Source organism: Bacillus sp. Xin1, from assembly GCF_013314535.1.
Lineage (GTDB): Bacteria > Bacillota > Bacilli > Bacillales > Bacillaceae_G > Bacillus_A.
The window spans coordinates 83217-96437 of record NZ_JABUAE010000012.1 but is presented as its reverse complement, the minus strand read 5'-3'; the positions used below and the strand labels follow the sequence as shown (position 1 = coordinate 96437).

At 35.5% G+C, this 13221-nt stretch carries 6 protein-coding genes and 2 pseudogenes; 5 read left to right on the top strand and 3 right to left on the bottom strand.

Translation table 11 applies throughout. The features are described from left to right. Positions 1-58: 58 nt before the first annotated feature. The gene (locus HRG09_RS13435; protein ID WP_174101265.1) at positions 59-781 is read right to left on the bottom strand and encodes an amino acid ABC transporter ATP-binding protein; all 723 of its coding nucleotides are present in this window, start codon (positions 779-781) and stop codon (positions 59-61) included. A gap of 488 nt (positions 782-1269) precedes the next feature. Continuing rightward, entirely contained in the window at positions 1270-2610 is a 1341-nt protein-coding gene (locus HRG09_RS13430; protein ID WP_174101264.1) for an FAD-binding oxidoreductase, read from the bottom strand. Positions 2611-2834: 224 nt separating this feature from the next. On the opposite strand from HRG09_RS13430, the pseudogene HRG09_RS13425 reads away from it, so the two are divergent. The 5 genes and pseudogenes from HRG09_RS13425 to HRG09_RS13405 form a co-directional block, all read left to right on the top strand. Further along, positions 2835-3458: pseudogene (locus HRG09_RS13425) on the top strand (SpaA isopeptide-forming pilin-related protein); the annotation flags it as partial. A 359-nt stretch (positions 3459-3817) separates the two neighbouring features. Continuing rightward, on the top strand, positions 3818-5482 hold the full coding sequence (locus HRG09_RS13420; RefSeq protein ID WP_174101263.1) for a glycoside hydrolase family 13 protein: 1665 nt from the start codon (positions 3818-3820) through the stop codon (positions 5480-5482). A gap of 189 nt (positions 5483-5671) precedes the next feature. Then, a complete protein-coding gene (locus HRG09_RS13415) occupies positions 5672-7309 on the top strand; it encodes a PTS transporter subunit IIBC (protein ID WP_174101262.1) in 1638 nt (545 codons plus the stop codon). A 3-nt stretch (positions 7310-7312) separates the two neighbouring features. Beyond that, positions 7313-8104 (top strand): endonuclease/exonuclease/phosphatase family protein, encoded by a 792-nt coding sequence (locus HRG09_RS13410; RefSeq protein ID WP_174101261.1) that lies wholly within the window; start codon positions 7313-7315, stop codon positions 8102-8104. A gap of 310 nt (positions 8105-8414) precedes the next feature. Continuing rightward, positions 8415-11276 carry a YhgE/Pip domain-containing protein gene (locus HRG09_RS13405; protein ID WP_174101260.1) on the top strand — a complete coding sequence of 954 codons (2862 nt, stop codon included), beginning with the start codon at positions 8415-8417 and terminating at the stop codon, positions 11274-11276. 38 nt (positions 11277-11314) lie between these two features. Here HRG09_RS13405 and HRG09_RS13400 read toward each other — a convergent pair. After that, positions 11315-13189 (bottom strand): annotated as a pseudogene (locus tag HRG09_RS13400) (DNA topoisomerase III); the annotation flags it as partial. Between the last annotated feature and the right edge of the window lie 32 nt (positions 13190-13221).

Here is a 13221-nt window from a genome sequence, read left to right as displayed (position 1 = left end):
AGTACTATGAGAGTTTTTCTATTGGGAGATAAGCTGCCCGTATGAGATTAAAATATTTTTATAAAATGTTTCGTAAAAATTGTTTGGCTCTCTCATTTGACGGCGCTGAAAAAAACTGTTCTGGTGGCGCATCTTCTACAATTTTTCCATCATCCATAAAGATGACGCGATCTGCTACATCTCGTGCAAAGCTCATTTCATGGGTGACGATAACCATTGTCATACCTTCCCCAGCAAGTTCTTTCATAACTTGAAGTACTTCTCCAACAAGTTCAGGGTCAAGAGCTGATGTAGGTTCGTCAAATAGCATGATTTTTGGATTCATCGCAAGTGCGCGTGCGATTGCAACACGTTGCTTTTGTCCACCAGATAAAAGGTGAGGTGTTACGTTTGCTTTGTCTTGTAATCCGACCTTTTTTAATAAATCATTTCCAATTTCTTTCGCTTTTGTTTTGTCCATTTTTTTTACATGAATAGGTGCTTCTACGATGTTTTCTAATGAGGTCATGTGTGGAAAGAGGTTAAAGTGTTGAAATACCATTCCAACATTTTCGCGGATTTTGTTTAAGTTTGTACTTTTAGGATCAATTCGTTCCCCTTGTAAGTGAATTTCCCCTTCATCGTACATTTCTAAAAAGTTAAGGCAACGAAGTAAAGTGCTTTTTCCTGAACCGCTCGCGCCAATTAAAACAACAACTTCTTTTTCTTTTACTTCTAAATTAATACCTTTTAAAACGTCCAATGAACCAAATGATTTTACTAGATTTTGAACTTGAATCATGCCAACCCCCCAGTCACTTTTGTATTTTACAAATGTTGCCCCTTATTTTTGTTATTAGTCATAAAGTGCCAAAACCCTTTATTTTTTGCCAAAAACATTGTTTTGGTATAGATTACGTGAGAGATATTTTCATGATTTTTACAGAATTTGTGAGCGGGAAAGCCCACGTGCTTTAGCAGTAGGAGTGGTCAATAATTGTATTGGAAAAGGAATTATATTAATTAGATTCTTGATAGTGAAACAATCTAATTAAAAGTCATTTTTGTTTTATCCCGCATTAACGGGCAGTAAGATCCCCCACCTTAAGATTCAGAGAGAAACAAGGAAGATAGGTAGGGAATCAACTGCCCGTAAAAGCCCGATTGGTAAGGGCTAACCATAAGTGGGGGATGAAGCCCCCCACTTATGGAAGTTTCACTTTATGTAAGGAAGAACAGAATGCCCTTCTTCCTAGTCTAAAATAAGATACCTCAAGAAAATTAAGTGGTTTATTTTAAACATTTAAAAGGGGGAATGCTCTGTGGAAATTTAAAAACATTGCATGGATCGTACTTTGTTTTTACTGCCCGTAATTTGGAAAAGTTTGTCCCGTAGTAAGTGCGCTGCCAGTCCTTAATATCAATATCAGGCCAATTTACATAATCGCCTAATGTATATGGCGACATAGCGTTTCGCAAATTTTTAATCCATTGTATATTTTCTTCTTCCTCTTCATCACATTCCCAAGATGAAATATATTCTTGTGCAATAATTGCTTTTCGATGAAAATAAGCTGTTTCATTTGGAGAGATATCTTCTACAGCTCCTACAAGTGATTGGTGCCAAACGCTAGCTGAAGGGGTGGGAGCATGACTAAGAAAATGTTTTAGAACTTGAATTCCTTTAAGAGGTATTGGTTTATATACATAGGAACCAGAGCGTTTGAAATTTTCCGGGATATTACCACTATTAAAGAATTGAACAGCTTCTATATAAGGAACTTCATCAATAAAAAGGGTAGGGGATCCTACATGGAGTAGAGGAGATAATAAGTCAAGAAGAACAGAAGGGGGACCAACAAATTCGCCTTTTACTTCAATTTCATTTCGCTGTTTAGAAAATAACTCAATAGATGAAGTAAGGTGCTCATCTACATAAGGCGCCCAGCTTTGCCAAGCCTGAAACGCGCTAATAAAGTCTTCCCATTCCCAAGTGACCGAAAAAATAGAGACATTTTGAATGGGATGAACACGAAATGTTAATGTTGTAACAATTCCGAAGTTTCCACCACCCCCACCACGGCATGCCCAAAATAAATCTGGGTTCTTAATTTTGCTGGCATGAATGAGTTTCGCTCCTTTTTTACCAGATACTTGCACCATCTCTACCTCTAATAGTTGATCGCAGGTTAATCCGAATAAGCGTGATAACATACCAATACCGCCACCAAGTGTTAACCCAACAACTCCTACGCTGGCACTTGTTCCAGCTGGGAGTGTTACGCCGTATTTCCAAAGTTTTTTATAAACAGTGCCAAGATTTGCACCAGCTTCAATGGTTGCGGTTAAGCGATCTTGAGAGACTGTAATTCTGTTCATTTCACTTACATCGATAACAAGACCATCGTTTAATAGTGAAAAGTTTTCATAACTATGGCGACCACTCCGTACACGAAATGGTATATGACGTTCTCTAGCCCACTTTAAGGCATTGCATACATCTTTCTTATTTTGACAGAAGACAATTATGCAAGGAAGCTTTGGAATACTTAAATTTAAGTTTATACGGGCTATATCGTATTCTGGGTCTGTTGGAGTTACGATACGACCAGTTAGTTTTGTTTGACTCAAAATAGGGCTCCTTTCTTATATAGAACATTTTATCCAGCATTAACGAGCAGTAAGACCCACATCTCAAGCTTCAGTAAAAGCAAAGAAATTAGGCGGAGGTAGGGATGCCCGTAAAAGCCTGATTTGTGAGGGCTAATAATCAGTGGTGGATGAAACCCTCACTGATTAAAGTTTCACTTTATTACTATTGTATGAGAAAGCTTGTTTAGGAGTGATTACCAGCAGTAACAGCTACTGTAAAAGATTTCTCAAAATTAAATGGTAAAAAAGAGCTTCATTTACAAATCAAATCACAAATTAAAGAAGAAGTAGCAGCTGGAACAGAGATTCTAAATACAGCAACAATTGATTTTACAAACAACAATGATGTAAGTGGCCACAAGGAATCTAAGCCAGTAATTGTTGTCCCAACAACTGGTAGCATTGCATTAACAAAAGTTGACGGGGCTGATGGTAAAAAACTAGAAGGCGCAGAATTTAAACTACAAGATAAAAATGGAAACACTTTAGTAGTAAATGGTAAAGAAATGACAGGTGTATCAAATAGTGATGGTGTAATCAAATGGGAACAAATTCCATATGGTGAGTATCAAATCGTCGAAACGAAAGCATCAACTTATACAAAAGAAGATGGTACAAAAGCTTCTTATCAAAAATTAAAAGAGCCAATCAATGTGACAATTGATAAAGATAACCAAACAGTGAAATTAACAGTAGAAAACAACAAGAGCGGCTGGATTTTTCCTGCAACAGGTGGTATGGGTACAGTTCTATTCACTGTAGTAGGTCTTGTGTTAATGGCTGTAGCAGCGTTTGTATTCTTTAGAAAAAAGCCTGCAAAAAACTAAGGTTATAGAGAAATATAGTGATGTAATATGAAAAGAGGAGGGCGAGTAGCTCTTCTCTTTTTTGTGTTTTAGCACACTGAAAGAGGTGCTATGAAATGTTTTTATATCCAACTAACTGTAAGTAGGTGGTTAACAAAAAAAGTACGTGTTCTGTGGAATACCATGCATATAATGGCTTTGACGATTTTGTTCTTGAAATATAGTTAATAACAATAAAACAAGGGTATTGTTTCTAAGTAAAATGTAGATATTTAATGATAGTATGAAAATTTCTCGTTGCAAACTCTCCATATTTTGTTATGATAGTGTTACGAAAACGTTTGCATAAATTTTAAAAGGATGCAAAAGGAGAGATTATTATGAAGAAAACTTGGTGGAAAGAAGCGGTTGCTTATCAAATTTATCCACGCAGCTTTATGGATTCTAACGGCGACGGTATTGGAGATCTACAAGGGATTATTGCAAAACTCGATTATTTAAAGGATTTAGGAATAGATGTAATTTGGATTTGTCCAATGTATAAATCACCAAATGATGATAATGGATATGATATTAGCGATTACCAAGACATTATGGATGAGTTTGGAACGATGGCTGATTTTGATGAGTTACTAAATGAAGTGCATAAACGTGGTATGAAACTTATTATTGATTTAGTTATTAATCATACGAGCGATGAGCATCCTTGGTTTATTGAATCCCGTTCTTCTAAAGAAAATCCAAAGCGTGATTGGTACATTTGGCGTGATGGAAAAGATGGAAAAGAACCGAATAACTGGGAAAGTATTTTTAATGGTTCTGCTTGGGAGTATGATGAAGTAACAGATCAATACTTTTTACACATATTCTCACGTAAACAGCCAGATTTAAACTGGGAGAATCCAGAGGTCCGTGAAGCTTTATATGACACTGTAAACTGGTGGTTAGATAAAGGAATTGATGGTTTCCGTGTAGATGCAATCAGTCATATCAAAAAAGAAGAGGGTCTAAAAGACATGCCAAATCCAAAAGGGTTAAAGTATGTGCCTTCTTTTGATAAACATATGAATGTAAATGGAATTCAGCCACTTTTAGAGGAATTGAAGGAGAGTACATTTTCAAAATACGATATTATGACTGTTGGAGAAGCAAATGGTGTGAAAATTGAAGATGCTGATCTTTGGGTTGGAGAAGAAAATGGTAAATTCAATATGGTATTTCAGTTTGAACATTTAAGCTTATGGGATGCAGAAAAGAAAAAAGAGCTTGATGTTGTAGAACTGAAAAAGGTGTTAACAAAGTGGCAAAAAGGATTAGAGAATAAAGGTTGGAATGCACTTTATATTGAGAATCATGATAAACCGCGTATTGTCTCTACATGGGGAGATGATAAACAGTATTGGCGTGAAAGTGCAACGGCTTTAGGAGCGATGTACTTCTTTATGCATGGAACACCGTTTATTTATCAAGGGCAAGAGATTGGTATGACTAACGTTCAGTTCCCGAATATTGAAGATTATGATGATGTTGCCATTAAAAACTTATATCGTGAAAAGATTGCAGAAGGTGTACCTCATCAAGAGATTATGGAAATTATATGGGCATCTTGCCGCGATAATTCACGTACACCAATGCAATGGAATGATGAAGAAAACGCTGGTTTTACAACTGGAACACCATGGTTTGGTATGAATCCAAATTACAAAGAAATCAATGTTCAAAAGCAGAAAGTAGAAACGGACTCTATTTTTAATTTCTACAAAAAGATGATTGCACTAAAAAAAGAGCATGATGTATTTAATTATGGAATATATGATTTAATTTTAGAGAATGATCCACAAATTTATGCGTATACACGTACGTTAGATGATGAAAAAGTGATGGTTATTAGTAATATTTCAAATGAGGAAGCTGTGTATAATGAGAACTCATTTACATTAGAACGCAAACGTTTGCTTTTGAATAACTATGAAGTAGCTGAACATCATGATTGTACTACAATGACATTAAAGCCTTATGAAACAAGGGTTTATCGCATTTCATAATAAAAAAAAGATGCTCTCGTAGCATCTTTTTTTATGAAAAATAATAAATTTATATTGCAATGTGAAAACGCTTTTATTAAAATAGGTTTATGAAAACGTTTGCGTTAAAAAAGGCATCGTTTTCATAAGAGGAAAGAAATTATTATCTATATCATTAGGGATATTATAAATAATGGGGAGGAAGAAACGATGAAAATCACGTCTTTTGATTTTTGGCAGAAGTTCGGAAAAGCATTGCTAGTTGTTGTAGCAGTTATGCCAGCAGCAGGCTTAATGATTTCCATTGGTAAGCTAATTGGTATGTCTGCTGGGGATGTAAATGCAGTACATACGATTGCTAGGGTAATGGAAGACATTGGTTGGGCAATTATTACAAACCTGCATATTTTATTTGCGGTAGCAATTGGGGGATCATGGGCGAAGGACCGAGCAGGTGGTGCATTTGCAGCGCTGTTAGCATTCGTCTTAACGAACCGGATTACAGGAGCTATATTTGGTGTTAACGCCGAAATGTTAGCGGATTCAAAAGCGAAAGTTTCTTCATTATTAGCTGGAGATTTACTTGTAAAAGATTATTTCACTTCTGTACTTGGTGCACCAGCACTTAATATGGGAGTATTCGTAGGGATTATTACAGGTTTCTTAGGAGCTACTTTATATAATAAATATTATAACTATAACAAATTACCACAAGCATTAGCGTTCTTTAATGGAAAGCGCTTTGTACCGTTCGTTGTAATTGTTTGGTCTACAGTTACTGCAATTGTATTATCACTTTTATGGCCATTCATTCAAAGTGGACTAAATGAATTTGGGCGCTGGATTGCAGAATCAAAAGATAGTGCACCAGTTGTTGCACCGTTCGTATATGGTACATTAGAGCGTTTGTTATTACCATTTGGATTACATCATATGTTAACGATTCCGATGAACTATACAGAGCTTGGCGGAACATATACGATGTTAACAGGATCGAAAATTGGTCAAGTGGTCGCAGGACAAGATCCACTATGGCTTGCATGGATTACAGATTTAAATAACTTGTTAGCAAATGGAGACACAAAAGCTTATAACGATCTATTAAATAATGTCGTTCCAGCGCGTTTCAAGGCAGGGCAAGTTATCGGTTCTACAGCTGCATTAATCGGTATTGCATTCGCGATGTACCGCAATGTTGATAAAGAAAAACGTGTAAAATATAAACCAATGTTCTTATCAGCTGCATTAGCAGTATTTTTAACAGGGGTAACGGAACCAATTGAATTTATGTTCATGTTCATTGCGCCAGTATTATATATTGTATATGCAATTACAACTGGACTTGCTTTTGCACTAGCAGATTTGATTAACTTACGCGTTCATGCATTTGGCTTTATCGAGCTAATTACGCGTACACCAATGATGGTGAATGCAGGATTAACAAGAGATTTAATTAACTTTGTTGTTGTCTCAGCGGTATTCTTTGGATTAAACTTTACATTATTCAATTTCTTAATTAAGAAATTCAATTTACCAACACCAGGACGTGCGGGTAACTATATTGATAATGAAGATGATTCTTCAGAAACAGCAGCGAATGTAAAAGAGGGATCTTTAGCAACGAAGGTTATTGACCTTCTAGGTGGGAAAGATAATATTGCGGACGTAGATGCTTGTATGACACGTTTACGCGTAACGGTGAAAGATTTAGAAGCTGTTGCACCAGAAGCACAGTGGAAGCAAAATGGGGCTTTAGGCCTTATTGTAAAAGATAAAGGTGTTCAAGCAGTATATGGTCCAAAAGCTGATGTGTTGAAATCAGACATTCAAGATATGTTAGGTGCATAATAAATGAAATTACTCACTTTAAACTGTCATTCTTGGCAAGAAGAGAACCAAGTAGAAAAAATAAAACATCTTGCTAAGACGATTCAAGAAGAAGAGTACGATGTGATTGCCTTACAAGAGGTTAGTCAGTCTATTAAAGCTCAAAATGTATGCGGTAACAAGAAAAAGGATAACTTTGGACTTGTATTACTTGCAGAGCTTGAGAAGTTAGGCTTAGAAAAGTACACTATTGTTTGGGATTTCTCGCATATTGGTTATGACATATATGAAGAAGGTTCAGCGATTATAACGAAACATCCAATTGAAAAACAAGGTTCTTTCTTTGTCTCACAAAGTAAGGATACAGCGTATTGGAAAACACGTAAGATTGTTCATGCAACAATTTCTTATCAAGGTAAGAACATAGCATTTTATTCTTGTCATCTTGGCTGGTGGAATGATGAGGAAGAATCGTTCCGAGGACAAGTGAATCGTTTAATAGAGTACGTAAATGGAGATGAACTTTCATTCTTAATGGGTGATTTTAATAATAATGCTCGTTTGCAAGGTGAAGGATACGAGTATCTTATGCAAAAAGGATTTTACGACACATATGAGCTAGCTTTGAAAAAAGATGAAGGAACAACTGTACAAGGAAAAATTGCTGGTTGGGATGAAAATAAGCAAAACTTACGAATTGATCTTATTTTAAGTAACAAACCAACAACAGTTATTTCTTCAAAAGTTATTTTCAATGGTGTAAATCGCAATGTTATTTCAGATCATTTCGGAGTAGTAGTTCAATTGGATATATAATATAGAAGGAATCCTCATAGCTATGTAAGCGCTGTGAGGATTTTTTTCTACGAATACAAGTATTTCCAAGATAAAATACTTGTATTTTTTATGACATTTCCTATATATTTGTTATTACTGAATGTAAAACTAATTTGGTCATTTTGTATGAATACTTTATCGACTTCGTTATATAATGAAGTAAGTGAAGTGTTTTGATTGGAAAAATCGTACATTTTCGTTTAATCCACGATATAGAAAATGATATAATGGCAAAATGCATGTATCATTTTCTAAAGAAGGAAAAATATATAATTAGGTGATAGCTTATATGAAACAAATATGGCGTATTTATAAGACGGACTTACGGAATGTAGCCAAACATTGGGCTGCAATTGTAATTGTATTAGGGTTAATGATTTTACCATCGTTATATGCATGGTTTAACATTAAAGCTTCTTGGGATCCATATGGAAACACAAAAGAAGTTCCGATTGCAGTTTCTAACCAAGATGTTGGGTCAAATCTAAGAGGAAAAGATATTAACATCGGGAATGAAATTGTAGATTCTTTGAAAAAGAATAAAAACCTTGGGTGGAAATTCGTTGATGAAAAGCAAGCAATTTATGGAGTAGAGCGGGGAGACTATTATGCAAGTATTACAATTCCTAAAGATTTCTCTGAAAAAATTGCAACAGTAATTAGCGATAATCCACAAAAACCAGAACTAGATTATTATGTAAATGAAAAGGTAAATGCGATTGCACCAAAAATTACAGCAAAAGGTGCATCAGGTATAACCGAAGAAATCAGCAAAAACTTCGTTAAAACAGCAAACGGTGAGATTTTTCAAGTTTTCAATGACCTTGGAATCGATTTAGAAACAAACTTACCAAGTATTGAAAAAGTAAAAGATCTTGTATTCAAGCTAGAAGCACAGTTCCCAGAAATGTATACGCTTGTGGATACAGCATTAGATGATGCGACTAGAGCACAAGATCTTGTGAAAGTTGCACAAGAGGATTTACCGGTCGTAGAAAGTGTGATTAATGATGGGCAGGCAACGTTGAAGAGCTTAGATGAATTTTTCGCACGAAATGATGAAACGTTAAAGAATGCTCCAGGAACAATTAAGAGAGATTTAACGGTTATGAAAAAAGGCATGGATGGTGCAGCGGCTATAACTGATTTCTTAATGGGACCAGGTGTTAATTTACAAGTCCCTGATTTTTCGAAGGTTCCAACACTTCCTGAGTTTCCATCTCTTTCTAATCTTCCACAGTTGAATGATGAAGGATATAGAAATATTGCACAAAATATTAATCAAACCGTAAATAATGTTCTAAGTTCAGCACGTGCAGGAACAGCGTATGCGCAAAGTGTTGTGAATGGTTTGCAAAATGGGAATTTTGATCCAGAGAAAGCAAAGCAAGATCTTAATGCTGTGTCTAATAACCTTCAAGGTCGCATTGATGATATTTCGTATCTTATTAATGTATTTACCAAATTACAAGAGTCAGCAACGACTGATTTTGGAAAAACCTTTTTCCAAGGACGAGTAGATCGTTTAACAAAGCTTAAAGGAGCTATGGAAAACTCCAATAACGGTATTAAAGATATTGTAAATATTATCGGTACAGGTCAAGAAGTAAAACAAGATGTGAAAGATGCTGTTAACCAAAAATTAAATGCAACAAATGCTTTAATTGATCAAGCTGAAAAAGATTATAATGAAACGTTTGTAGCAGATTATAAAAAAGCAGTCCAGTTTAAAGAAGAAACAGAAAACAAGATAAACGAGGATTATGAGAAAGCAAAGACTGAATATAATAAGGTAAGAGATGGTATTGAGAATGCTAAATCTGATGCTCAAAAAGCAATGGAAGACCTACAAAATAAAGGAATTAATGGCCTAGATTCAACAAAAGTAGCCTTAAATAGCTTAAATGGTCAATTCCAAGCAGGAGCAAACTTAATCGGTGACATGATACCTGTCTTAGAGAATGCCAACAAAGTTTTAGCTGATGTAAATAGCGATAAAAACTTTAATGATCAAATTGCGAAGTTGAAAAAAGCAAAAAATGGTCTAGAAAAAGGAATGGATTTAACTAATAAAGGAATTGACGCTATTAATAAAGGGCAGCAGCCAGCAAAAGATGTAATCGAAAGTATTAATGAAGTATCGAAAAATGTTTCAGCTGAATTAGGTGACATTTTAGCAAGATACGATTCAGAAATTGTTCCGAATTTCAATGAAGCAATTGCTCGTACAAAAGAGATGTCAAAAAATACATCTAAAATTTTAAACGATGCAGATAAAAAGCTTCCAGATGTAAAAAAACTGCTAGAAGATTCATCTAAAGGCTTAGTAGAAGGCAAAAAGAAAGTGGAAGATATTAAAGCTGAGATGCCAGCTACTGAGAAAAAGATTAAAGAATTAGCAGATAAAATTCGCAAGTTTGAATCGGAAGAAGATATAAAAGACATCATCCGTTTATTGAAAAATGATGTTGAAAAGCAAAGTGACTATTTTGCAAATCCAGTAAACTTAAAAGAAAATAAATTATTTGCGATGCCGAACTATGGTTCTGCGATGTCACCATTCTATACGGTGCTTGCGTTATGGGTAGGGGCATTGTTAATGGTTTCGTTATTAACAGTAGAAGTACATGAGCCGGGCGCGAATTATAAGAGCCATGAGATTTACTTTGGACGTTTCGTAACGTTCTTAACAATAGGTCTTATGCAGGCGTTTATCGTATCAATGGGAGATATATTCCTACTTGGTACGTACGTGGTTAATAAGTTCTGGTTTGTTGTATTTAGTTTATTTATCGGTGCAGTCTTTGTTTGTATTGTATACTCACTTGTTTCTATTTTTGGAAACGTAGGAAAATCGATGGCAATCATTTTACTTGTACTGCAAGTAGCTGGATCAGGCGGAACATTCCCAATTCAAATGACACCAACATTCTTCCAAACAATTTATCCGTTCTTACCGTTTACGTATGCAATCAGTGCAATTCGTGAAACAGTGGGAGGAATGCTTTGGGATGTTGTCCTGAGGGACCTTCTTGTATTAAGTGTCTTCGTCGTAATCATGCTTATTATGGCATTATTACTGAAAACACCAATTAACAAGTCGAGTGAAAAATTTGTTGAGAATGCAAAAGGAAGTAAAATTATTCACTAAAAAAAGTTCCTACCGAGAGCGGTAGGAACTTTTTTATTTTAATCAAACTTTAATTTTTTTAATGCTTCTGCTAATGCATTATTTAATGGCTCTTCTTCTTTTTGTTGTTGCTTCATATATTTTTGAACGTAACGCTTATCAGCTTTACTACCAGACTCTTTCTTACGACGTTCTTGGAATGTAGAAAGCTTTTCACGATATCCACATTTACATGTGAAGATTTGGCCAGCTCCTTCACCGCGAAGCTCTAGTTTTTTCTTACATTGCGGGCATCGTGCATTTGTCATACGGGATACATTTTTACGATGACCACATTCGCGATCTTGGCATACAAGCATTTTTCCCTTTTTCCCATTTACTTCGAGCATTGGCTTACCACAGTCTGGACAAGTTTTCGTCGAAATGTTTTCATGTTTATATTTTTTATCGCTCGCTTTAATTTCGGTAACAATTTCTTTCGTATAGCTTTTCATTTCTGAAATAAATACTTCTTTTTTTAATTTTCCTTTTGCAATCGCTTCAAGCTTTTGTTCCCATTCAGCAGTTAGTGTAGGAGATTTTAGTTCTTCTGGTACTAAATCGAGTAACTGACGACCTTTTGATGTAATGTGAATATCTTTGCCACGTTTTTCAATTAAAAATGAATTAAATAGTTTGTCGATAATGTCAGCTCGCGTAGCTACAGTACCTAATCCACCAGTTGATTTTAATGTATCAGCAAGCTGCTTATTTTGCGTATCCATGTATTTCGTAGGATTTTCCATTGCTGAAAGTAATGTTGCTTCATTAAAGCGTGCAGGTGGTTTTGTTTGACCTGATGTTTGAGCAATTAGTTTTACGTTTAATGTATCGCCTTTTTCAATGCGAGGTAAAATTTGCTCTTTTACATCTTCAGCTGCATCGTCATCTTCAAATCGGTTTTCATATACTTCTTTCCAACCGGAATGTAAAATCGTTTTGCCACGTGCAACAAACGTTTCATCACCAATTTTCGTGCGTAATGTTAGTTGTTCATATTCAAAGGCTGGGAATAAAACTGCTAAGAAACGCTTTACAACTAAATCATAAATTTTACGTTCCTTATCTGTGAAAGCAGAGAAATTCACATAGCTTTCCGTTGGGATGATTGCGTGATGGTCGCTTACTTTACTATCATCAACAAATGCTTTAGTGGATTTTATAGGTTTATTTAAAATTTTATGAGCGAAAGGACGATATTCTCCTACTCCACAAGCTTTTAGACGCTCTGGAAGTGTTCCGACGATATCAGATGAGATATAGCGCGAATCTGTACGAGGGTAAGTGAGTACTTTATGTTGCTCATACAATTTTTGCATAATATTTAATGTTTCTTTTGCAGAATAACCAAAGATTTTATTCGCATCACGTTGTAGCTCTGTTAAGTCATAAAGACCAGGAGCAAATGATTTTTTCACCTTTTTATCGATTTCCACCACAGTAGCATTTTGTTTGTCGAGTTTTTTCACAATCGTATCAATTTTTGCTTTATCAAAACTGCGACCATTCCCTCTAGCATCTTGCCAAGTCAGTTTTAACTTATTTGTTGTTTGAGCTTCAATTCCGTAGTACGTTTGCGCTTTGAAGTTTTTTATTTCATCTTCACGCCCTGCAATGATAGCTACAGTAGGTGTTTGGACACGACCGCAGTTTAGCTGTGCGTTAAACCGTGTAGTTAATGCACGTGTCGCATTCAGGCCGATATACCAGTCAGCTTCTGAACGTGCGACAGCTGAAGCGTATAAATTGTCATACGCTTTACCTGGCTTTAAGTTTGCGAATCCGTCTTTGATTGCTTTATCGGTAACAGATGAGATCCATAGACGTTTAATCGGTTTATGAACTTTCACTTTATTGATAATCCAACGAGCGACTAATTCTCCCTCTCGACCTGCTTATCTCCATAATGATGTACAATAATAATATA

Coding starts and splice junctions, on each gene's coding strand:
- HRG09_RS13410 (WP_174101261.1), top strand. CDS start 7,313: ATGAAATTACTCACTTTAAACTGTCATTCTTGGCAAGAAGAGAACCAA.
- HRG09_RS13420 (WP_174101263.1), top strand. CDS start 3,818: ATGAAGAAAACTTGGTGGAAAGAAGCGGTTGCTTATCAAATTTATCCA.
- HRG09_RS13415 (WP_174101262.1), top strand. CDS start 5,672: ATGAAAATCACGTCTTTTGATTTTTGGCAGAAGTTCGGAAAAGCATTG.
- HRG09_RS13405 (WP_174101260.1), top strand. CDS start 8,415: ATGAAACAAATATGGCGTATTTATAAGACGGACTTACGGAATGTAGCC.
- HRG09_RS13435 (WP_174101265.1), bottom strand. CDS start 781: ATGATTCAAGTTCAAAATCTAGTAAAATCATTTGGTTCATTGGACGTT.